Below are 23,023 nucleotides of genomic sequence, written 5' to 3' on the forward strand. Positions count from 1 at the left end.
ACAAGACAGGATCATCCGTGATGTCGTACGCCATCCGCCGCGCCACCCCCGCCGATGCCGAGCGCGTCGCCGATCTCGCCTGTCGCTGTTTCACCGAGACCTTCGGCCACATGTATCCGCCGGAGGATCTCGACTACTTCCTGCGCACCTGCTACACGCCCGACACCCAGCGCGAGGCGCTGGAGGACCCGCGCAGCGCGATCTGGCTGCTGGAGGACGGCGACGAGGCGATCGGGCATGTCTACGTCGGTCCCTGCGGCCTGCCGCATCCCGAGGCGGACGAGGCGCACGGCGAGATCAAGCGGCTCTACATTCTCAGTCACGCCCACAACGGCGGCTGGGGCGCGAAATTGATGCAGACCGCGATGGACTGGCTGCTGCGCGACGGTCCGCGCACGCTGTGGGTCGGCGTGTGGAGCGAGAATTTCGGCGCGCAGCGCTTCTACGCGCGCTACGGCTTCGACAAGGCGGGCGAGTACCTGTTCCCGGTCGGCGCGACCCGCGACCACGAATTCATCTTCCGCCGCCAAGCCTGAGGGCGGGGCGCACTTGCGAACGGGCGCGCCGGGGCCCATGTCGGTCCCTGGTCGCACCCGCCCATGCGACGCAGGCCTCCCGCATGCCGACATCCCCTGCTGCCCAGAACGTCCTGCTCGTCCACGGCATCTGGAATGCCCGTCATTGGCTGGCGCCGTTCGCCCTGCGCCTGCGCCGCGAGGGCCTCGCCCCCGAGCTGTTCGGCTACGCCAGCATCCTCGCTGGCGCGGAGACCGGCGCCGAGCGCCTGGTCGAGCACCTCCGGCGGAAGCCCACGGCATGGCTGGTCGGCCACAGCCTGGGCGGCCTGGTCATCCTTGAGGCCCTGCGTCGCGCGCCGGACCTGCCGGTGGAACGGGTGGTCTGCCTCGGCTCGCCGCTCAACGGCAGCGGCGTGGCGGCCGCGCTGGGCGACCGGCCCGGCCTGTCCTGGGCCCTGGGCCGCAGCCGCGACCTGCTGGTGCGGGGTTGCGCGCCCTGGGACGGGCGGGCCGAGGTCGGCGTGGTCGCCGGCGGCCATGCCCGCGGCGTCGGCGGCCTGTTCACGCGGATGGACGGCCCGTCCGATGGCACCGTGGCCGTGTCCGAGACCCGCCTGCCGGGCATCGCCGACCACTGCGTCGTGCCGGCCAGCCACACGGGCCTGGTGCTGTCCGCCGAGGCCGCGCGCCGGGCGGCACGATTCCTCCGCCACGGACGGTTCGCAGGCTGATCCATCTGGATATGCACGGGGATGGCGGGCGGCGGCGGCGCTTGGGGTAAAATGCCGGGCTCGGCATTCGCAACAGGTCTACAGGTGCGGCATGGGTAGAGGTCCTTCCATCGAAGCCCGCAAGAACGCGGTCGACGCGCAGCGCGGCAAGATCTTCACCAAGATCATTCGCGAGATCGGCGTCGCCGCGCGCGCCGGGGGCGGCGATCCCGCCGGCAACCCGCGCCTGCGCACCGCCATCGACAAGGCGCTGTCGGTCAACATGTCCAAGGACGTGATCGAGCGCGCCATCAAGAAGGCGACCGGCGAGCTGGAAGGCGTGGTCTACGAGGAAGTGCGCTACGAGGGCTACGCCCCCGGCGGCGTCGCGGTGATCGTCGACTGCCTGACCGACAACAAGGTCCGCACCGTCGCCGACGTGCGCCATGCCTTCAGCAAGTGCGGCGGCAACATGGGTACGGAAGGCTCGGTCTCCTTCATGTTCCGCAAGCTCGGCGTGCTGTCCTTCGCCGGCGGCGCGGACGAAGAGAAGGTCACCGAAGTCGCCATCGAGGCCGGTGCCGACGACGTGGTCGTCTACCCCGAGGATGGCGCCATCGACGTGCTGACCGCCCCCGAGGCCTTCGCTGACGTGAAGGCCGCCATGGAGGCCGCCGGCCTCAAGGCCGACATCGCCGAGGTCACCTATCGCGCCGACAACGACAGCCCGGTCGCCGGCGACACCGCGCAGCAGGTGGTCAAGCTGCTGCGCTGGCTGGAGGATCTGGACGACGTGCAGAACGTGTATTCGAACGCCGAACTCGGCGCGGACGCCTATGCGTGAGGCCGGATGCGGGCGCAGGGACGCGGACGCCATGCGCCCGCCGCCTCGCCCCCGGATCGCCTCCCGCCCCTGAATCGCCGAGCCCAGCCCCTTGGCCACCCTCGCTGCACGATTCACCCTTCCCGGCGCCGGGTCCGGCACCGGCGCGGGCAGCGTGCGTATCCTCGGCATCGACCCGGGCTCGCAGCGCACCGGCGTGGGGATCATCGATGTCGACGCCGCCGGCCGCGCCACCCACGTCTTCCACGCGCCGCTGAACCTGCTGGCCGCCGACGAGACCAAGGAACAGTTCCCGCTGCGGTTGAAGCGTTTGCTCGACGCGCTGGGGGATATCCTCGACACCCACCGCCCCGACGAAGTGGCGATCGAGAAAGTCTTCATGGCGCGCAACCCCGACTCCGCGCTGAAACTCGGCCAGGCCCGCGGCGCAGCGCTCTGCGCGGTAGTGCTGCGCGACCTGCCGGTGCACGAATACGCCGCCAAGGAAATCAAGCTGGCCGTGGTCGGCACCGGCGGCGCTGAGAAATCCCAGATCCAGCACATGGTCGGGATGATGCTCAACCTCAAGGGCAAGCTGCAGTCCGACGCCGCCGACGCCCTCGCCGTCGCCATCACCCATGCGCATGTCCGCGCGACCGCGCAACGCCTGGGCGTCAGCGCGCGCCAGGCGTGGAGGAAGTGAATCCATGATCGGCCGCCTGAAAGGCATCCTGGTCCACAAGCAGCCGCCCTGGCTGATGGTCGACGTCCACGGCGTCGGCTACGAACTCGAAGCGCCGATGAGCACGATCTTCGATCTGCCCGAAGTGGGCCGCGAAGTCGTGCTGTTCACGCACTACGCGCAGAAGGAAGACAGCGTGTCGCTGTACGGCTTCCTGCGCGAATCCGAGCGTCGCCTCTTCCGCGAAGTGCAGAAGGTCAGCGGCATCGGCGCGAAGATCGCGCTGGCGGTGCTGTCCGGCGCCAGCGTCGACGAATTCGCGCGCTTGGTGCAGACCGGCGACGTCGCCGCGCTCACCCGCATCCCCGGCATCGGCAAGAAGACCGCCGAGCGCATCATCGTCGAGCTGCGCGACCGCGCCACCGACTTCGCAACCGGCAACAGCACGCCCATGTCGGGCGTGCCCGCCGATGCGCAGTCCGAAGCCGTGATCGCGCTGCAGCAGCTGGGCTACAAGCCCGCCGAGGCCGCGCGCATGGCGCGCGACGCCACGGCCGCCGGCGACGACACCGCGACCATCATCCGCAAGGCGCTGCAGTCCGCACTGCGCTGACGCCTCCCGCATTCCATCCTGACCGAGGGCCTTCCGGCTTTCTCCGATGAGTACTTCTTCTTCCCAGGAAACCGCCAATCCAGGCCATGGCCATGGCGGTCACGGCGCGGCAGGCATGGCGGCGCTCGTCGCCGGTGCGGTCGGCGTGGTGTTCGGCGACATCGGCACCAGCCCGCTCTACACGATCAAGGAAATGTTCCACCCGCACTTCGGCCTCACGCCCGATGCCGAAACGGTCAAAGGCCTGCTGTCCCTGGGCTTCTGGTCGCTGCTGCTGGTGGTCACGCTGAAGTACGTGATCGTGATCATGCGCGCCGACAACGAAGGCGAGGGCGGCATCATGTCGCTCACGGCGCTGGCACAGCGCAGCCTGAAACCCGGGTCGCGACTCAGCTACACGGTCGGCATCCTCGGCATCTTCGGTGCCGCGCTGTTCTTCGGCGACGGGATGATCACCCCGCCGATCACCGTGCTCGGCGCGGTCGAGGGCCTGGAAGTGATCTCGCCGGTCTTCAAGGAATGGGTGCTGCCGATCAGCGTGGTCATCCTCACCGGGCTGTTCGCGTTCCAGCGCTTCGGCACGGCGAAGGTCGGCAAGGCCTTCGGTCCGATCATGATCACGTGGTTCGTGGTCATCGCCGCGTTCGGCCTGTGGAACATCGCCCAGAACCCGATCGTGCTGAAGGCGATGAACCCCTACTGGGCCTGGCATTTCTTCGCCACGCACAACTGGCATGCGGTGCTGATCCTCGGTGCGGTCGTGCTGACCGTGACCGGCGGCGAGGCGCTGTACGCCGACCTCGGCCACTTCGGCAAGGCGCCGATCCGCTGGGGCTGGTTCGGGTTCGTGCTGCCCGCGTTGACGCTCAACTACTTCGGCCAGGGTGCAGTGCTCCTGGAAAACCCGGCCGCCGTGGCCAATCCCTTCTACATGTCGATCCCCGGCTGGGCACAGATCCCGATGCTGGTGCTGGCCACCACGGCGGCGGCGGTGGCCTCGCAGGCGGTGATCACCGGCGCATTTTCGGTCACCCGCCAGGCCATCCAGCTCGGCTACATGCCGCGCCTGGCGATCAAGTACACCTCGAAGGACACGATCGGCCAGATCTACGTGCCCTCGGTCAACTGGATGCTGTTCGGCGCGGTCATCCTGCTGGTCTTCAGCTTCCGCAGCTCCACCGCGCTGGCCACGGCCTACGGCCTGTCGGTCACCGGCACCATGCTGATCGACACCCTGCTGCTGGCGATCGTCGCCTACACCCGCTGGCCGGACACCCGGCGCTGGGTGCTGCCGCTGTGCGCGCTGTTCCTCTTCATCGACCTGGCCTTCCTGTTCGCCAACGGCGCCAAGCTGCTCAGCGGCATCGGCGCCTGGGTGCCGCTGTTCATCGGCATCACCGCCTTCACGATGATGCGCACCTGGCGCCGCGGCCGCGAACTGCTGCATGCCGAGATCCGCAAGGAAGGCATCCAGCTCGACAGCTTCCTGCCCGGCCTGATGCTGGCGCCGCCGGTGCGCGTGCCCGGGACCGCGGTGTTCATGACCGCCGACAAGACCGTCGTGCCGCATGCGCTGATGCACAACCTCAAGCACAACAAGGTGCTGCACGAGCGCAACGTGTTCCTGACGGTGGACACGCTCAACGTGCCGTACGCGCCGAAGGACAAGCGCCTGAAGATCGAGTCGATCGGCAACGACTTCTACCGCGTCATCATTCGCTTCGGTTTCATGGAAACGCCCGACGTGCCGCTGGCGCTGATGCGCAGCTGCGACAAGGGCGGGATCCATTTCGACCCGATGGACACGACCTATTTCGCCAGCCGCGAGACCATTGTCGCCAGCGCCCATCGCGGCATGCCGATCTGGCGCGACAAGCTGTTCGCGCTGATGCACCGCAATGCCGCGCCGGCGACCGGGTTCTTCCGCATCCCGGGCAACCGCCTGGTCGAACTGGGCGCGCAGGTGCAGATCTGATGCCGGTCCGCCCGGCGGAGGGCCGGCCTCGGGCCGCTCCTCCGCCGGGCGATGCATAATGCGCGGATGAGCACAGACCGCATCATCGCCTCCGGCGCCACCCGCGAAGACGACGTCGTCGACGCCAGCATCCGCCCGAAGCGCCTCGACGAATACCTCGGCCAGGTGCCGGTCCGCGAGCAGATGTCGATCTACATCGAGGCCGCGAAGCGACGCGGCGAAGCGCTCGATCACGTGCTGATCTTCGGCCCGCCGGGCCTGGGCAAGACCACCCTCAGCCATGTCATCGCCAACGAACTGGGCGTGAACCTGCGCGTCACCTCCGGCCCGGTGATCGAGAAGGCCGGCGACCTTGCCGCGCTGCTGACCAACCTGCAGCCGCACGACGTGCTGTTCGTCGACGAGATCCACCGCCTCTCGCCGATGGTCGAGGAAGTGCTGTACCCGGCGATGGAGGATTTCCAGATCGACATCATGATCGGCGAGGGCCCGGCCGCGCGTTCGATCAAGCTCGACCTGCCGCCGTTCACCCTGATCGGTGCCACCACCCGCGCCGGCCTGCTCACCGCGCCGCTGCGCGACCGCTTCGGCATCGTCCAGCGCCTGGAGTTCTACAGCGCCGAGGAGCTGACCCGCATCGTGCGCCGCTCCGCGCAGATCCTCGGCATCGCCTGCGAGCCCGAGGGCGCCGGCGAGATTGCCCGCCGCGCGCGCGGCACCCCGCGCATCGCCAACCGCCTGCTGCGCCGCGTGCGCGACTTCGCCCAGGTCAAGGCCGACGGCCGCATCGATCGCGACGTTGCCGCGGCCTCGATGAAGATGCTCAAGGTCGATCCGGAAGGCTTCGACGACCTCGACCGCCGCCTGCTGCACCAGATCATCGACAACTTCGACGGCGGCCCGGTCGGCGTCGAATCGCTGGCCGCAGCGCTGAGCGAGGAGCGCGGCACGCTGGAAGATGTCATCGAGCCGTATCTCATCCAGCAGGGCTATCTCGTGCGCACCGCACGCGGTCGCATGGCCACGCGCAAGGCCTACCTGCATCTCGGACTCAAGCCGAAGCCCGGCACCAGCGGCCCGGCCGACCTCTTCGCGGATGCAGCGGATGCGCCGGATGCGTGACCGCGCATCGTTCGCCTGCGCCCGACGCGGCGCATCGTGCACGCGCAGCGGATCCCGCGCCATGGACCACGGAGCCCAACCCAGAAGATGAATGCCATGTTCACCCATCCCGTCCGGGTTTACTGGGAAGATACCGATGCTGGCGGCGTGGTCTACCACGCGCAGTACCTGGCGTTCCTCGAACGCGCGCGCACCGAATGGCTGCGCGATCTCGGCTACGACCAGGAACTGCTGCGCCGCGAATACGATCTCGTGTTCGCAGTGCGCGCGATGTCGATCGACTTCCGCCGGCCTGCGCGACTGGACGACGCGCTGCGCGTTTCCGTCGCCCTGACCGCGTGTCGTGGCGCCAGCCTGGTGCTGGTGCAGTCGATCGAGCGCGACGGCGAGCGTCTGCTGGATGCGGAAGTCCGTTGCGCGGTGCTGCGCGCCAGCGACTTCCGGCCCCGGCCGATGCCCGACGCGATGCATGCCCGGCTGAAGGCGCTCGAAACGCGCGCGCCTTCGTCCTCCACCGAATAGCCCCACCTCGAATCGAACGCGGAGTCACCGGATGTCCCTTCTGCCCACGCTCTTGCCGAGCCTCACGCTTCTTCCGAGCATGTCCCTGCAGGCCACCGCCATCGAACCGCTGCCCGAAGCGGCGGATGCGGCTTCGGCGGCCGCACCGGTCGCCGCGCAGGCCGCGACCCTTCACGGCGGTGGACTGAACTATCTCGAACTGATCGCCGCGGCCAGCCTGCCGGTGCAGGTGGTGATGGCGCTGCTGCTGCTGGCCTCGTTCGCGTCCTGGGTCATCATCTTCCGCAAGAAGCGCGTGCTCGACCGGGCGCAGAAGGAAGCCGACCTGTTCGAAGAGCGCTTCTGGGCTGGCGGCGACCTCGGTCGCCTCTATAACGAAGCCGCGCAGCGCAAGGGCGAGATCGGTGGCCTGGAGGCGATCTTCGAAGGCGGCCTGCGCGAGTTCAACCGCGTCCGCCAGCGTCGCGGCATCGATGCGCGTTCGCAGCTCGAAGGTGCCCAGCGCGCGATGCGCGCCGCGTCCTCGCGCGAACTCGATGCGCTCGAACACAACCTCGAATTCCTCGCCAACGTCGGCTCGATCAGCCCCTACGTCGGCTTGTTCGGCACCGTGCTCGGCATCCTGATGTCGTTCCACGGCCTGGCGACCATGAAGGAAGCGACCATCGCCACCGTCGCACCGGGCATTTCCGAAGCGCTGCTGGCCACCGCGATGGGCCTGTTCGCCGCGATCCCGGCGGTGTGGGCCTACAACCGCTTTGCCACGCGGGTCGAGCGCATCGCTTCGCGCTACGACACCTTCGCCGAGGAGTTCTCCTCGATCCTGCAGCGCCAGGCGCATATCGAGGACGCCTGATCGCCGCGACCCCGTCACCGCCGACGATCCGTTGACGCCCAGACTTCCGAGAACTTTCCATGGCACTCACCACCGCGCGCCGCCACCGCAAGCGCAAGCTGAAGGCCGAGATCAACGTCGTGCCCTACATCGACGTGATGCTGGTGCTGCTGATCATCTTCATGGTCACCGCGCCGCTGCTGAACCTCGGTACCGACATCAACCTGCCGCAGTCGCGCGCCAAGTCGCTGGAAACCCCGAAGGACCCGATCGTCGTCAGCATCTATGCCGACGGCCGCTACGCGCTGATGCTCGAGCGCGGCAAGAACCGAGAACTGGCCGCCGCCGACGTGGTCGCCGAACTCAAGGCGATCCACGCGCAGAACAAGGACGCCGTGGTCCTGGTCAATGGCGCCAGCGACGCCAGCTACCAGACCGTGATGTCCGGCATCGACCTCATCAAGGACGCGGGCATCGCCAAGGTCAGCCTGGTCAGCCTGCCGAAGGACGGCAAGTAAATGCGGGAAAACCGCGCCGACACCGTCCTCGCCGTGGTCATCGCCGTGCTCCTGCATGGCGTGCTGCTGTTGCTGCTGGTCGTCGGTTCGTGGTTCCGTCCGGCCTCGTCGCTGGCCGCAGGCGAGCCGATCAGCGCCGATGTCGTCGATCCCAACACGCTTTCGGCCCGCATGCGCGCCGCGCTGCGCGCCGACCCCGTCCCGCTGCCCGAGCCGGCCGAGCCCGAGCCAGTCGAGGAGCCGTTGCCGGAGGCGCCGCTGCCCGATCCTCTGCCGGAAGCGGTCGTCGAAGAGCAGCTCAAGCCGCAGGAGCAACTGGTCGATCCCGACACCGTCGATCAGCAGGAAGTGAAGGCCGACGCGACCTCCGCCGAGACCGCGCAGCGCGAGCAGGAGGCCAAGCGTCGCCAGGGCCAGGTCGACCTGACCGAGCGCGAGCGGCAGCAGCAGGCCGAGCAGCGCGCGAAGAACGAGATGCAACGCCAGCGCGAACAGCAGCTGGAGGACATCCGTCGCCAGCGCGCGCAGGCGCAGCGGGAAGCCGAACTGGCCCAGGCCAAGCTGCAGCAGCTCGCCGATGCGCGCGCGCGGCAGGCTTCATCGGCGGCGAACAGCAACGCCAGCCCGCCACCGGGGCAGGGCGGGGCGGGGCCGAATCTCCTCGCGGCCTATCAGCAGGCGCTGCAGCAGGCGATCCTCGCCAACTGGACCCGTCCCGAGAGCGTTCCCCTCGGCCAGCGCTGCAAGATCGTGATCCGGCAGATCCCGGGCGGGCAGGTGATCGAGGCCCAGGTCGACCCGAGCTGCCCCTTCGACGAACCCGGCCGGCGCTCGGTCGAACGCGCCGTGCTGCTGGCCCAGCCCTTGCCGTACAAGGGCTTCGAGAGCGTGTTCAGCCGCACCGTCACCCTGAATTTCCGCGCCGAAGACCCGTGATGTGCCTCGGCGGTTCATACAAGTCCGTTTTCGTTCATCTTTCTGACCGCGTTCGCGGCCAAGCTGTCCCCTCGTCGGCGACCCGAGGCACGGGCTCCGGCGAGTCCTCCGAATGACCGTTCCCACGACTGCGCCGTTTCGCCTGGACCCATGATGACCCCATCCCCCGCTGCGTTCCGTCCCGCTTTCCCGGCCGCCCTGCTGGCGCTGCTGTGCCTCCTGGCGCCGCTCTTCGCCTTCGCCCAGAGCCGCGGGCTGGAGATCGACATCGTCGGCGGCAATGCCGCAGCCCTGCCGATCGCCGTGGTGCCGATGCCCTACCAGGGCGCCGCTGCGGCCCCGCAGACCGACATCGCCGAGGTCGTCGCCGCCGACCTGGCGCGCTCCGGCCAGTTCCGCACGCTCACCGGCAGCGGTCTGGGCACGCAGCGTCCGACCCGGGGCAGCGAGATCGACTTCGGTTTCTTCCAGCAGGCCAAGCAGAGCTACATCGTCGTCGGCCGCGTGCTCGATGCCGCCGACGGCAGCTACCGCGTCGAGTACGAGCTGTACGACATCGCGAAGAACCGCATGCTCGCCTTCGCGCTCACCGCGCGCGCCAATGCGATGCGCGACGTCGCCCACCAGATCGCCGACGCGATCTACGAGAAGATCACCGGCGTGCGCGGCGCGTTCTGGACGCGCATCGCCTACGTCGTGCAGACCGGTGTCGGCAAGGGCGCGCAGTACGCGCTCTATGTCGCCGACGCCGACGGCTACAACCCGCAGACCGTGGTGCGTTCCGACAAGCCGCTGATGTCCCCGGCGTGGAGCCCCGACGGTCGCAAGCTCGCCTACGTAAGCTTCGAGCGCGGCAATTCCTCGATCGTGGTGCAGGACATCGCCACCGGCGCGCGCGAGACCGTGGCCAGCTTCAAGGGCATCAACGGCGCGCCGAGCTTCTCGCCGGATGGCCGCAAGCTCGCGATGGCGCTGTCACGCAGCGGCAATCCCGAGATCTACGTGATGGACCTCGGCAGCCGCGCGCTGACCCAGCTCACCAACCAGTTCGGCATCGACACCGAACCGACCTGGAGCGCCGACGGCAGCCGCATCTATTTCACCTCGGACCGTGGCGGTCGCCCGCAGATCTACCAGGTCGCATCGACAGGCGGTTCGGCGACGCGCGTGAGTTTCCAGGGCAGCTACAACGCACGCCCGACGGTGTCTTCCGACGGCAGGAAGATCGCGATGGCGCAGGGCAGCGGCAACACCTACCGCATTGCACTGATGGACAGCACCCTCGGTACGGCGCGCTGGTCGATGCTCTCGCCGGGCAGCCAGGACGAGTCGCCGAGCTTCGCGCCGAACGCCGCGATGGTCCTGTACGCTGCCAGCGAAGGCGGGCGCGGCGTGCTGTATGCGGTGTCCGCCGACGCGCGCGTGCGCCAGCGCCTGGTGGTGTCCGGTGGCGACGTGCGCGAACCGGCCTGGGGGCCGTACCGCCTGCCGCGCTGATCCGAATCCAAGATCCGAATCCACGATCCGAACGCATTTCCATCGCCCATCGGGCACCAACTTCCCGCGACACCCGACAGACCTGACGAGGACACGATGAACACGACGACCAAACTCCTGCTGACCGCGATCCTGTGCGTGACGGCCGCCGCCTGTTCCAAGAAGGTGAAGGAAACCCCCGATGCCGGCACGCCGAGCAGCGGCCCGTCGACCTCCGCCGGCACCGTGCGCGACACCGGCCCGACCGCCAGCGGCGCCTACGGCCCGGGCGACCTCGACACCGACGCCTGCCTGCGCCAGCGCGTGGTCTACTTCGACCTCGACCAGGATGCGCTGAAGCCGGAATTCCAGAACATCGTCGCCTGCCATGCCAAGTACCTGCGCGATCGTCCGAGCGCGCGCATGACCCTCGAAGGCAATGCCGACGAACGCGGCAGCCGCGAATACAACCTCGGCCTCGGCGAGCGCCGCGGCAATGCCGTCTCCTCCGCCGTGCAGGCCAACGGCGGTTCGGGCAGCCAGATGACCGTCGTCAGCTACGGCGAAGAGCGCCCGACCTGCACCGATTCGAACGAAGACTGCTGGGGCCGCAACCGTCGCGTCGAGATCGTCTACACCGCGAAGTGATGCGCACCGCGCGGGGGCATCGGTGACGATGCCCCCGTGACGCCCGCAACCACGTGTTCCCACTGCAACGAGCCGTGCCCGACGTGAACCTCCGACGCATTCCTCTGATCGCCGCATTCCTGTTCGCCTGCCTGCTGGTCGCGCCTGCCCATGCGCAGCGCGTGAGCACCGCCGACCGCCTCGCCGCGCTCGAACAGCAGCTGTCAGCGATGCGTTCGGGCAATCTCGACCTGCTCAACCAGATCGGCGAACTGAAGTCCGAAGTGCAGGCGCAGCGCGCGCAGATCGAGGAACTGCAGCAAAAGCTCGAACAGCAGACCCAGAGCGGCCGGTCGCAGTACCTCGATCTCGACAGCCGCCTGGAACGGCTGGAAAGCGGTGCCGCCGGTCCGTCCACGCCGACGACCGACACGCCGGCCATCGGTGCCACGCCCGCCACGCCTGCGCGACCTGCCGCAGCCCCGGCCTCGCCGGCGCCTGCAGTGCCGGCCTATCAGGACACTCCGCCGCGTGTGTACGGCGATGCCGCCACGCTCGGCACGGGCGTCGACGAGCGCAACGCCTACAACGCTGCTTTCGAGACGCTCAAGGGCGGTCGCTACGCCGATGCCGCGCGCCAGTTCCAGGCCTTCCTCGACCGTCATCCCGCCGGCACCTACGCGCCGAACGCGATGTACTGGCTGGGCGAGAGCTACTACGTCACCCAGAACTACGCGCTGGCCCAGGAACAGTTCCAGGGCCTGCTCGACCGGTATCCGACCCACGACAAGGCGGCCGGCGCGCTGCTCAAGGTCGGCCTGTGCCAGCAGGGTCTGCGTCAGCTCGATGCCGCCGAAGCCAGCTACAACCAGGTGCTCGGCCGCTATCCGGGCACCGAGGCCGCCCGCGTCGCCGACGACCGCCTGCGCGCGATCCAGCTGTTGAAGGTGCGCTGAGCGCACCCGCCGGGACCGCGCCGGGTGGAAAGCCCGGCGCAATGCGGTGGCGGACGGTAAAATGCGCCGATGAACGACGCGCCCGCCGCGCCCGCCGTACCGGCGGACCGCCTCAAGATCACCGAAGTCTTCCTCTCGCTGCAGGGCGAGGCCCGCGACGCCGGCTGGCCGACGGTCTTCGTCCGCCTGACCGGCTGCCCGCTGCGCTGCCAGTACTGCGACACCACCTATTCCTTCTTCGGCGGCGAATGGCGGTCGATCGACGACCTGCTCGCCGAGGTCGCCTCGCATGGCGTGCGCCACGTCTGCGTGACCGGCGGCGAGCCCCTGTCGCAGAAGCGCTGCCTCGACCTGCTGCGTCGACTCTGCGATGCCGGCTACGTCGTCTCGCTGGAAACCTCAGGCGCGATCGACATCGCCGACGTCGATCCGCGCGTCTCGCGCGTGCTCGACATCAAGACGCCCGGTTCCGCCGAAGTGGCGCGCAACCGCTGGGAAAACCTGCCTCTGCTCACCGCGCACGACCAGGTGAAGTTTGTCATCTGTGGTCGCGAGGACTACGAATGGTCGCGCGACGTGTTGCGCGAGCATCGCCTGCACGAGCGCTGCGACGTGCTGTTCTCGCCGAGCAAGAGCGAGCTCTCCGCCCGCGACCTCGCCGACTGGATCGTCCAGGATCGCCTGCCGGTGAAGTTCCAGATGCAGCTGCACAAGATCCTGTGGAACGACGAGCCCGGTCGTTGAACGAAGAAAAAGAAGGAATGCCCGCATGAAACCCGCCGTCGTCCTCGTCTCCGGAGGCATGGATTCCGCCGTCGTGCTCGCCATCGCCCGCGAATTGGGCTTCGCGCCGCATGCGCTGAGCGTGCGCTACGGCCAGCGTCACACGTCCGAACTGGATGCCGCCGCGCGTGTCGCCGCGAGCCTCGGTGCCGCCGCGCACAAGACCGTGCATGTCGACCTGCGCAGCATCGGCGGCTCGGCGCTGACCGACGAGCACATCGACGTACCTGTGGATTCCGATGGCCACGTGATCGGCGCGGACATCCCGGTGACCTACGTGCCAGCGCGCAACACGATCATGCTGTCAGTCGCGCTGGGCTGGGCCGAGGTGCTGGGCGCGACCGACCTGTTCTGCGGCGTCAACGCGGTCGACTATTCGGGCTATCCCGACTGCCGGCCGGAGTTCATCGACGGCTTCCAGGCGCTGGCCAACCTCGCGACCAAGGCCGGCGTCGAAGGTGCGGGCTTCCGCGTCCACGCGCCGCTGCTGCGCATGAGCAAGGCCGACATCGTCCGCGAGGGCCTGCGTCTGGGCGTGGATTTCAGCGAGACCGTCTCCTGCTACCAGGCCGATGCCGACGGCCGGGCCTGCGGGCATTGCGATGCCTGCCGCCTGCGCGCCGAGGGTTTCGCCGCAGCCGGCGTGGCCGATCCCACGCGTTATGTCTGAATGGAATGGCCCCTGCTGACCATCCCGCAGGTTTGAGCTAGAATGCGCGCCCCGGTGCAAGGCCGGGCCGGCATGTCCGGACAATGGGCCGTTAGCTCAGTCGGTAGAGCAGAAGACTTTTAATCTTTTGGTCGAAGGTTCGAATCCTTCACGGCCCACCACTTCCCCAGAAGCATTCCCAGTGAAGGATTTCCGGCCCTCGCGCACAGCGCTCGGGCGCTCATCGGCGCGCGAGGCAGTGCCTCGCAGGCGCGCCGTTTCGCCCTTCACGGCCCACCACTTCTCCAGAAGCATTCCCAGTGAAGGATTTCCGGCCCTCGCGCGCAGCGCTCGGGCGCTCGCCGGCGCGCGAGGCAGTGGCTCGCAGGCGCGCCGCTTCGCCCTTCACGGCCCACCACTCCCCATATTGCTTCCCGGGAAGGATTTCCCGCCCTCGCGCGCTCACTCTCGTGATCGTGGGCCGTGAAGAGACGCCGCGTTATCGGCAGTCAGCGCGCGCGCATGCTGCGATGCGGCAGGAATCCAGCGATCTGCATGATGGGTATCCCTGACGCTGCAGGGAAAACCGTGACAGCGGCATCGAAACCGCGTCCAAGGCTTGCAATGGTCTGAGTCGTCGTATAGAAAATATATCGTATACGATCATTCAGGGTCCGTTTGATGACAGCCAAGGTGCCGCAATCCCACGCCGACGGCCAGCGCCTGCTGGTGGCGCTGCGTCCCTGGCGCGAGCGCGCCGAGCGCATCGGTCCGGCCGAGCGTGAAGGCCGCATCGCCCGGGTGCAGGCGTCGATGGCGGGGACCGGCGTGGATGCGCTGCTGGTCCATGCCGGGGCCAGCCTGCGTTATTTCATCGGGATTCCGTGGGGTGCGACCGAGCGCCTGGTCGCATTGCTGGTGCCGCAGAGCGGTGCGCCGTTCCTGATCGGCCCGGAATTCGAGCGGGGTTCGCTGGTCGCGGCCAGCCAGCTGCCGCTGGCGCAGCTCGGCTGGGAGGAGCACGAGGATCCCTGTGCGGTCCTCGCCGCCGCGCTGCGCGAGCGGGGCGTCGCGTCGCTGGCGCTCGATCCGGAGCTGCCGTGGCGGCTGGTGCAGGGCATGCAGCGTCATGCCCCGGCGGTGCGCCTGCTCGACGGTGCGCCGCTAATCGACGGCTGCCGGATGTACAAGTCCGAAGCGGAACTCGCACTGATCCGCCAGGCGATGGCGATGACGCTGGAAGTGCATCGCCAGGCGGCGATGCTGCTGCGACCGGGCATCACCACCGGTGAGGTGAAGCGCTTCATCGACGAGGCACATCGCGCGCTCGGTGCCGATGGCGGCAGCACTTTCTGCGCGGTGCAGTTCGGCGTCGCCACCGCCTATCCGCACGGCCTGCCTAGCGAACAGACGCTGCAGGCCGACGATCTGGTGCTGATCGACACCGGCTGCACCGTCGACGGCTACCACTCCGACATCACACGCACCTACGCGTTCGGCCGACCGCAGGCCCAGCACGCGGAAGCGTGGGCGCACGAGCGCGAGGCGCAGCAGGCGGCGTTCGATGCCGTGCGTCCGGGCGTGCCGTGCGAGGAGGTCGATGCGGTGGCGCGTCGCACGCTGGCGCGCAACGGCTACGGACCCGCCTATCGTCTTCCGGGTCTGCCGCATCGCACCGGCCACGGCCTCGGTCTGTCGATCCACGAGCCGGCCTATCTGGTGCAGGGCGACACGCGTCCGCTGGGGCGCGGCATGTGCTTCAGCAACGAACCGATGATCGTGGTGCCGGAGCGTTTCGGCATCCGCCTCGAAGACCATTTCCATGTCACCGACGACGGTGCGCGCTGGTTCACGCCGCCTGCGACCTCGTTCGTCGATCCCTTCGGATTGCGGGGGTGATGCGCACGCCGAACTGATCCACCGATGCCGTGATGCGCGCGAATGCCGAAGAGCAAGCGCGGATCGCACGGCACGGACACGCATCAGGCCGTCGCACGGGGCTGGGGGCAGCCGTTGCGTCGACGACCGCCGGAATGGGGCCTTGCAGCCTCGTGCCGATGCATCGGGCCGTGCGAAGACGCATGACCCGGTGCGGCAGTCGCGGAACGCCTCCACGGGTTCCGTTCATCGACGTCGACAACCCGTGCGACACACCGCGACGGCGCGCCACGCGCCGGACGACACCACAAGAGGGCGCGCCGCAGGCGCAGCTCCGGGCGCATCGGGTGCGCCGACGTCTCTCTCGTTGTTCCAATTTCTCGACAGAAAAGAGGGGAGACCGATGTCTTTCGTACAGAACAAACGCAAGGCGCTGCTGCTGGGGGCTTCGGCCGCCGCAGTAGCGGTATTGAGCTATGCCGCGACCACGGGACAGTGGTTCGCGGCTGAGACCCGCGCGGGGCAGGGCGGGGCGATGCACGCCAGCGTGCAGCATGCAGGCGCCGCGCATGCTGCCCCTGCGGCGCACGCCAATGAACACGCACGCATGCCGGGCTCGCCGTTCGTCGCATCGGCATCGCGGCGCATGCCCAGCCTCGAAGACCAGATCGTCGGCGGCCACATCCAGACCAGGCCGCTGAGCGCGAACGCGCGCATGCCCCGCCAGCCGGCGGTCGCGCGCGAGCACACCAGCTACGACCATGGCCATTCGCGCAAGGACATGCTGCGCCGGCCCTCGTTCCGCACGCCCCACGCCTATCGCCTGCGCACTGGCCGCGCCGCATCGATCGCGGCAGTGTGCAGCCCCACCTCGTTCCAGAGCCTCAGCGGTTCGGCGCTGGTGTCGGCGGTGAAGTCCGCCGACGTCACCTGCATCAACGAGCTGTTCAGCCTCTCGGGCAGCACTGCGTTCAACACCTTCCGCGAATCGCAGATGGTGACGATCGCCAACGCGCTGCGCGGCTCGGCAAGCGCCTACAACGGCACCAATGCCGACAGCACGCTGCAGCTGATCGTGTTCCTGCGCGCGGGCTACTACGTGCAGTTCTACGACCCGGCGGTGGGCAGCTACGGCCAACCGCTGAAGAGCGCCATCGGTCCGGCGCTGGATGCCTTCTACAACAACGCGAATTTCGGTCTGGTCAATGACACGCACGGCGAAATCCTCGCCGAGTACGTGACCCTGATCGACAGTTCGACCGAGAACGCGCGGATGCTGCCGGCGGTCAAGCGCCTGCTGTCGTCCTACGGCAGTGGCCACAACGCCTACTACTGGATGAAGGTCGCGGTGAACAACACCTTCACGGTGATGTTCCGCGGCCACCAGAACGCGGACTTCCGCACGCTGGTGCAGAGCGATACCTCCATCGTCGACAGCCTGTACAACTTCGCCAACGCCAACTTCTCGCGGCTCGGTACCGCCGAGGACTACATGGTGGTGAACGCGGGTCGCGAAGCCGCGCGCTTCCTGCAGTACACCGGCAGCCTGAAGACGCTGGCCAGCTCGCGGGTGAAGGCGCTGGGCGATCGTTCCTCGATCACCGGTGTCTCGGCGCCGCTGTGGGTCGGGCTCGGCGACTTGGTGAATTACTACGACGCCGCCAACTGCAGCTACTACAGCATGTGCAACTTCCAGGCGCGCGTCGAGGCCGCGGCCCTGCCGATCACGCACACCTGCAGTCCGACCCTGAAGATCCGCGCGCAGTCGATGACTGCCTCGGAGCTGTCCAGCACCTGCAGCATCGTTGCCGGTCAGGAAAACTACTTCCACAACCAGCTGGCCACCGGCCGCACCCCGGTGGCGAACGACAACAATACCGCGCTGGAAATGGTGGTCTTCAACAGCAGCACCGACTACGGCACCTATGCCGGCGCGATCTTCGGCATCGACACCAACAACGGCGGCATGTACTTGGAAGGCAATCCCGCCACGGTCGGCAACCAGGCGCGCTTCATCGCCTACGAGGCCGAGTGGGTGCTGCCGAGCTTCGAGATCTGGAACCTCACGCACGAGTACGTGCACTACCTCGACGGTCGCTTCAACCTCTACGGCGACTTCGGCGCGTCCATCGCCAAGAAGACCGTGTGGTGGATCGAAGGCCTGGCCGAGTACATGTCCTACTCGTACCGCAACCTTACCTACACCGCTGCGCAGCAGCAGGCGGCGAACGGAACGTACTCGCTCAGCACGATCTTCCAGAACGACTACAACAGCGGCCAGACCCGGGTCTACAACTGGGGCTACCTGGCGGTGCGCTACATGTTCGAGAAGCGTCGCCCGCAGGTGACGTCGATCCTCGGCTTCGTGCGCCCGGGCAACTACAACGGCTACGAAAGCTTCATGAACGGCATCGGCACGCAGTACAACGCCGATTTCAAGGCCTGGCTGCCCTGCGTCGCGAACCCGAACGCCAGCGGCTGCGGCGGCACGGTCAACACGCCGCCGGTCGCGAACTTCAGCGTGACGACCAATGGTCTGGTGGCCAGCTTCACCGACGGCTCCAGCGATCCCGACGGCAGCATCGCCTCGCGTTCGTGGAACTTCGGTGACGGCACCACCTCCACCGCGACCAGCCCGAGCAAGACCTACGCCACGGCCGGCACCTACAGCGTCGTGCTGACGGTCACCGACAACAACGGTGCCACTGCCACGCGCACGCAGTCGGTCACGGTCACCGCAGTGACGCCGCCGACCGAGACCGTGCTCGCCAACGGCGTCGCCCGGACCGGCCTGGCTGCCGCGACCGGGCAGAAGCTCGCCTTCGTGATGGACGTGCCGGCCGGCGCGACCAATCTGAAGTTCACGATGGCCGGCGGCACCGGTGATGCCGACCTGTACGTGCGTTACGGCTCGGCGCCGACCAGCACGGCCTACGATTGCCGTCCGTACCTCAGCGGCAACGGCGAAACCTGCAGCATCGCCAACGTGCAGGCCGGTCGCTACTACGTGATGGTCAATGCGTACAGCACGTTCTCGGGCGTCAGCCTCACCGGCAGCTACACCGCAAGCACCGCGCTGCCCGAGTGCACCGCTGCGCGCGCGGACGAGCTGGGCAGGAACTGCAGCCGCAGCAACCTGTCGGCGACCCAGGGCAACTACGTCTACATGTACCTGCTGGTCCCGCCGGGCACGTCGCAGCTGCGCCTGACCGCGTCGGGCGGCACCGGCAATGCCGACCTGTACGCGAGCACGGTGTCGTGGGCGACCACCTCGTCGAGCTACGTGTCGCGCAACGCGGGCAACGGCGAGTCGATCGTCATCGCCAACCCGCCCTCGGGTTACCTGTACGTATCGCTGCACGCCGCCACGACCTTCAGCGGCGTCAAGGTGAGTGCCGAGTACTGATCCTCCTGCAGTACTCACTCCGCCGGCGGGCAACGCCCGCCGGTCTTGCCGCCATGTGGTGCCGGCTAACCGCCCCCGGGGCGCCGGATTCGCGGCCGGGGCGGATGCGCACGACGCGTCCGCCCCGTTTTTGCGTGCGTGCGATGTGAAGCGTGATTTGTTTGAATGCGGTCGCGACTTGCGTCGCTTCCACAAGAGCGCTCATCCCACTCGTGGGAGCGACGCAAGTCGCGACACCCAACCGATGCGGTTCACTCCATGAGAAACACCATTGTCATCCTCGCGCAAGCGAGGACCCAACCTCTCGCCGCAGTCATGCATGGGTCCTCGCTTGCGCGAGGTCGACGTTGCTTTTTGCCTGGCTGGCTGCCGATCAAAAGCGTTCGCGACTTGCGTCGCTCCCACAAGGGTCATGCCGCTCTTGTGGGAGCGACGCAAGTCGCGACATCCCCTTGAAGCGAATGCACCGGGATGCCCCGCCATGCCCCGGCCTTGATTTGTCGAAGACCCCCGCGCTACGGTGCGCCGGGTCGCCCCGGAACAACGAGAACGTGATGCATCGCCTGCTCCTCGCCCTGTGCTGCGCCACCGGCCTGCTCGCCGCGACGCCGATCCTCGCCGCATCGCCGGCCGCCCCGTCCACGACATCCGCATCGAAAGCCGCCGGCAGCTTCGCCGCCGTCGATGCCGATCGCGCCAATGGTCGCGTCCGCATCGATCTCGCCACCGTGCCCGGCGAATTCCTCATGGTCGCCACGCTGGAGCGCGCCATCGGCTCCAATGACATCGGCCTGGATCGCGCGCAGAACGTCGATCCGGTGCTGGTCGAATTCCGCCGCGCCGGCAAGCGCGCGCTGCTGGTGCAGAAGAACATGCGCTTCGTCGCGCGCTCTGCCGATGCCGACGAAGCTGCGGCAACGCGCGACGCCTTCGCCGAATCGGTCATCTGGTCCGGCGAGATCGCGACCGATGCCGCCGGCCGGCAGTGGCTCGACATCGGCGGCCTGCTCGCCAGCGACCTGATCGGCGTCGCCGATCGCCTCGACGCGACGAAGCAGGGCAAGCATGCGCTGTCCGCCGAACGCAGCGCCGTGCTCGCCGAAGACACCCGCGTGTTTCCCGACAACGTCGAATTCGCCGCGCTGCTCACCTTCACCGGTGACGGGCAGGGCGCGTTCGCGCGCCAGGCCGCTGCCGACGCGCGGCGCCTCACCGTCAAACAGCGCGTGGGCTTCGTGCGCCTGCCCGATGCACGTTACCGTCCGCGCGCCTACCATCCCGGCTCCGGTGCCTACAGCCATGCGTTCTTCGATTTCGCGCAGCCGATCGATCGCAACCTCGAAGTGCGTCTGCAGCCTCGATTCCGACTGGAAAAGCTCGATCCCACTGCGCCGCGCAGCCGGGTGAAGAAGCCGATCGTGTTCTACCTCGATCGCGGCACGCCCGAGCCGATCCGCAGCGCGCTGCTCGAAGGCGCGAACTGGTGGAAGGCCGCGTTCGAGTCCGCCGGCTTCATCGATGCCTTCCGCGCCGAACTCGCGCCCGAAGGCCTGTCGATGAGCGATGTGCGCTACAACACCATCACCTGGACGCATCGCGCCACGCGCGGCTGGTCCTACGGCGGCGGTCTCGTCGATCCGCGCACCGGCGAGATCATCAAGGGCTACGTCAACCTCGGCTCGCAGCGCGTGCGCCAGGACCTGCTGATCGCCGAAGGCCTGCTCGCGCCGCATCGCCCGGGTGCCGATCCCGCGCTGATGGACGAAGCAAAGCGGATGGCGCTCGATCGCCTGAAGCAGCTGTCCGCGCACGAGGTCGGGCATGCGCTCGGTTTCGCGCACAACTTCGCCGCCAGCCGCACCGGCGAGGGCTCGGTGCTGGACTACCCGCATCCGATGATCGCGCTCGGCGCCGATGGCCAGCCGCGACTCGCTTCGGCCTATCGCACCGGCACCAGCGACTGGGACCACTTCCTCGTCGCGCATGGCTATGGCGACTTCCCGCCGGACCGCGAAGTGGCGGAGCTGGCGCGGCTGCGCGCCGACATCGCGGCGAAGGGCTACGCCTACGTCTCCGATCCCGATGCGCGCGTCGGTGGCGACGTGCATGCCGAGGGCGTGCTGTGGGACATCCCCGGCGATCCGTTCGACGGTCTCGACCACCTGCTGCGCGTGCGCAAGGCCGCGCTCGCGCGCTTCGCCGAAGGCGCGCTGCCGCCGGATCGCCAGGCCGGCGACGCCGAACGCCGACTGGTGCCGATCTACCTGCTGCACCGCTACCAGACCGAAGCCGCGATGCGCCTGCTCGGCGGCGGCGAATATCGTTACGGATTGATCGGCGACAAGCCCGGCGGCGTGCGCGCCACCGACGGCACCCGACAGGCGAAGGCGCTGGCTGCCGCGTCGTCGCTGCTCTCGCTCGACGTGCTCGCGCTCCCGCCATCGGTGCTCGCGGTGCTGGCGCCGCCGTCGAATGAATACGCGCGCAGCGTCGAATACATCGGTACGCGCATGGCGCCGGTGTTCGATCCCGTGCAGGCCGCCGCCGTGGCCTCCGCGCTGGTCGCGGAGCAGGGCTTCCATCCCGCGCGACTCAATCGCCTCGCATGGCAGCACGGTCAGGAGGCCGCCGTGCCGTCACCCGCGCAGGTGTTCGATGCGCTGGTCGCACGGCCATGGCGCGAAGCGCCGGCGGCGGGGCAGGGCGCGCTGCTGCAGTCCTCGCGCAACTGGACGATGCTCGATGCCGCGCTGCTCGCGCTCGACGGCGGCGGACTGCATCCCGGCGTCGCCGCGCAGTGGCGCGCATCGCTGCGCGCCTTCGCCGATGCGCATTCCGGCGCGAAGGACGCCGATCGCCAGGCCGCCGCTGCACACGTGCGCCGCTATCTTGACGATCCCGCCTCGGTGAAGCTGCGCCCGCTGCCCACGATTCCGCCGGGTGCGCCGATTTGAATTCGTAGCCCGGGTAAGCGCAACGCGCGCACCCGGGATGAACGGCATACGCGGATACATTCATCCCGGGTGCGCGCGTTGCGCTTACCCGGGCTACGGGTCAAGGCGTCTGCGCGTCCCGGCAGAACTTCTTCCGGTACTCCATCGCCTTCGGCATCAGCGACTGCAGGTTCTGGATGCGCGTGCCGGGGTTCGGATGCGTGGACGAGAACTCCGGCGGGGCCTTGCCACCGCTGGCCTGGCTCATGCGCTCCCACAGCGGCACCGATTCTTGCGGATCGAAGCAGGCGGCGGCGGCCAGCATCAGGCCCACTTCGTCCGCCTGCGTTTCGTGCTTGCGCGCGTAGGGCAGCAGGTAGCCGTAGCCCATCGCCGCCTGGATCATCTGCTGCTGCTGCGGGTCCATGCCGCTCATGCTGCCGGCCATCTGGCCGATCTGGCTGAGCTTCTGCTGCGACATCCGCTGCGCGCCGTGGCGGAGCAGGGCATGCGCGATCTCGTGGCCCATCACCACCGCCACCGCATCGGCGTTCTGCGCCACCGGCAGCAGGCCGGTGTACACCGCCATCTTGCCGCCGGGCAGGCAGAACGCATTCGCCTGCTCCGACTCGATCACGTTCACGTCCCACTCGAACTCGCGCCAGAACCCGTTCGGCTGCTTGCCGTTCTCCGCTGCCAGCGCCGCTTCCACTTCCGGCACCTTCGCGATCAGCCGCCGCGCGATCTCGCGCACCTGTCGTGCGACCTGCGAGTTCGGGTCGACCGGGCGTTCCTTCGACAGGATGTCCTCGTACGCCTGCAGGCCCAGCGCCTTCTCCTCGTTCACCGAGATGCTGCTGTCGATCAGCACCTGCTCGCCGGTATACGGGTCCTCGGTGCGGTTCGAGAACCAGTAGTACGCGCCGTACAGCAGGAAGCCGATGAGGATGATGAAGCGCGGGTTGATCCCGCCGCGGCGCTGTCCGCCATGCTGCTGTCCGCCGCCGAAAGGGTTCTGTCGCATCGTGTCGTCCTCGTTTTGGCCTGTCGGCTTGGCGCGT

20 protein-coding genes and 1 tRNA gene are annotated in these 23,023 nt (G+C 68.3%); 20 read left to right on the top strand and 1 reads right to left on the bottom strand.

The features are described 5' to 3' along the window. The first annotated feature begins 20 nt into the window (after positions 1-20). The 20 genes from ACFQ0E_RS09275 (at position 21) to ACFQ0E_RS09370 (ending at position 21,983) form a co-directional block, all read left to right on the top strand. Positions 21-536: a GNAT family N-acetyltransferase gene (locus ACFQ0E_RS09275; protein WP_386823371.1), complete on the top strand. Its 516-nt coding sequence runs from the start codon at positions 21-23 to the stop codon at positions 534-536. Between the two features lie 83 nt (positions 537-619). Next, complete coding sequence (locus ACFQ0E_RS09280; protein WP_386823372.1) at positions 620-1,249, top strand: esterase/lipase family protein; 630 nt, start codon at positions 620-622, stop codon at positions 1,247-1,249. Between the two features lie 91 nt (positions 1,250-1,340). Further along, positions 1,341-2,072 (top strand): YebC/PmpR family DNA-binding transcriptional regulator, encoded by a 732-nt coding sequence (locus ACFQ0E_RS09285; protein WP_386823373.1) that lies wholly within the window; start codon positions 1,341-1,343, stop codon positions 2,070-2,072. A 154-nt stretch (positions 2,073-2,226) separates the two neighbouring features. Continuing rightward, the gene (gene ruvC / locus ACFQ0E_RS09290; protein ID WP_137850961.1) at positions 2,227-2,754 is read left to right on the top strand and encodes a crossover junction endodeoxyribonuclease RuvC; all 528 of its coding nucleotides are present in this window, start codon (positions 2,227-2,229) and stop codon (positions 2,752-2,754) included. 4 nt (positions 2,755-2,758) lie between these two features. Further along, a complete protein-coding gene (gene ruvA / locus ACFQ0E_RS09295) occupies positions 2,759-3,346 on the top strand; it encodes a Holliday junction branch migration protein RuvA (RefSeq protein ID WP_386823374.1) in 588 nt (195 codons plus the stop codon). 46 nt (positions 3,347-3,392) lie between these two features. Beyond that, positions 3,393-5,321 carry a potassium transporter Kup gene (locus ACFQ0E_RS09300; protein ID WP_386823375.1) on the top strand — a complete coding sequence of 643 codons (1,929 nt, stop codon included), beginning with the start codon at positions 3,393-3,395 and terminating at the stop codon, positions 5,319-5,321. A 66-nt stretch (positions 5,322-5,387) separates the two neighbouring features. Further along, positions 5,388-6,443, top strand: a complete 1,056-nt coding sequence (gene ruvB, locus ACFQ0E_RS09305; RefSeq protein WP_386823376.1) for a Holliday junction branch migration DNA helicase RuvB — start codon at positions 5,388-5,390, stop codon at positions 6,441-6,443. Positions 6,444-6,530: 87 nt separating this feature from the next. Continuing rightward, positions 6,531-6,965, top strand: a complete 435-nt coding sequence (gene ybgC, locus ACFQ0E_RS09310) for a tol-pal system-associated acyl-CoA thioesterase (RefSeq protein ID WP_386823377.1) — start codon at positions 6,531-6,533, stop codon at positions 6,963-6,965. Between the two features lie 79 nt (positions 6,966-7,044). Then, entirely contained in the window at positions 7,045-7,821 is a 777-nt protein-coding gene (tolQ, locus tag ACFQ0E_RS09315; protein WP_386824095.1) for a protein TolQ, read from the top strand. A gap of 59 nt (positions 7,822-7,880) precedes the next feature. Then, positions 7,881-8,318: a protein TolR gene (gene tolR / locus ACFQ0E_RS09320; RefSeq protein WP_386823378.1), complete on the top strand. Its 438-nt coding sequence runs from the start codon at positions 7,881-7,883 to the stop codon at positions 8,316-8,318. Further along, the gene (locus tag ACFQ0E_RS09325; protein WP_386823379.1) at positions 8,319-9,254 is read left to right on the top strand and encodes a TonB C-terminal domain-containing protein; all 936 of its coding nucleotides are present in this window, start codon (positions 8,319-8,321) and stop codon (positions 9,252-9,254) included. It begins immediately after the preceding gene. Positions 9,255-9,407: 153 nt separating this feature from the next. Then, entirely contained in the window at positions 9,408-10,751 is a 1,344-nt protein-coding gene (tolB, locus tag ACFQ0E_RS09330; protein ID WP_386823380.1) for a Tol-Pal system beta propeller repeat protein TolB, read from the top strand. 96 nt (positions 10,752-10,847) lie between these two features. Beyond that, positions 10,848-11,378 carry a peptidoglycan-associated lipoprotein Pal gene (gene pal / locus ACFQ0E_RS09335; protein ID WP_386823381.1) on the top strand — a complete coding sequence of 177 codons (531 nt, stop codon included), beginning with the start codon at positions 10,848-10,850 and terminating at the stop codon, positions 11,376-11,378. 83 nt (positions 11,379-11,461) lie between these two features. Then, a complete protein-coding gene (gene ybgF, locus ACFQ0E_RS09340; RefSeq protein ID WP_386823382.1) occupies positions 11,462-12,313 on the top strand; it encodes a tol-pal system protein YbgF in 852 nt (283 codons plus the stop codon). A 69-nt stretch (positions 12,314-12,382) separates the two neighbouring features. After that, positions 12,383-13,057 carry a 7-carboxy-7-deazaguanine synthase QueE gene (queE, locus tag ACFQ0E_RS09345; RefSeq protein WP_386823383.1) on the top strand — a complete coding sequence of 225 codons (675 nt, stop codon included), beginning with the start codon at positions 12,383-12,385 and terminating at the stop codon, positions 13,055-13,057. A 25-nt stretch (positions 13,058-13,082) separates the two neighbouring features. Further along, positions 13,083-13,766 (top strand): 7-cyano-7-deazaguanine synthase QueC, encoded by a 684-nt coding sequence (gene queC, locus ACFQ0E_RS09350; protein WP_386823384.1) that lies wholly within the window; start codon positions 13,083-13,085, stop codon positions 13,764-13,766. An 85-nt stretch (positions 13,767-13,851) separates the two neighbouring features. Continuing rightward, positions 13,852-13,927: transfer RNA gene (locus ACFQ0E_RS09355), tRNA-Lys, on the top strand. 499 nt (positions 13,928-14,426) lie between these two features. After that, positions 14,427-15,644, top strand: coding sequence for a M24 family metallopeptidase (locus ACFQ0E_RS09360; protein WP_386823385.1), 1,218 nt, complete (start codon positions 14,427-14,429; stop codon positions 15,642-15,644). Between the two features lie 382 nt (positions 15,645-16,026). Continuing rightward, positions 16,027-19,029 (top strand): collagenase, encoded by a 3,003-nt coding sequence (locus ACFQ0E_RS09365; RefSeq protein ID WP_386823386.1) that lies wholly within the window; start codon positions 16,027-16,029, stop codon positions 19,027-19,029. 554 nt (positions 19,030-19,583) lie between these two features. Beyond that, entirely contained in the window at positions 19,584-21,983 is a 2,400-nt protein-coding gene (locus tag ACFQ0E_RS09370; RefSeq protein WP_386823387.1) for a zinc-dependent metalloprotease, read from the top strand. A 100-nt stretch (positions 21,984-22,083) separates the two neighbouring features. On the opposite strand, the gene ACFQ0E_RS09375 is transcribed toward ACFQ0E_RS09370, so the two are convergent. Continuing rightward, positions 22,084-22,986 carry a M48 family metallopeptidase gene (locus ACFQ0E_RS09375; protein ID WP_386823388.1) on the bottom strand — a complete coding sequence of 301 codons (903 nt, stop codon included), beginning with the start codon at positions 22,984-22,986 and terminating at the stop codon, positions 22,084-22,086. Positions 22,987-23,023 lie beyond the last annotated feature (37 nt).

Origin of the sequence: Lysobacter brunescens (assembly GCF_042677005.1) — a bacterium.
GTDB lineage: Bacteria > Pseudomonadota > Gammaproteobacteria > Xanthomonadales > Xanthomonadaceae > Lysobacter_I > Lysobacter_I brunescens.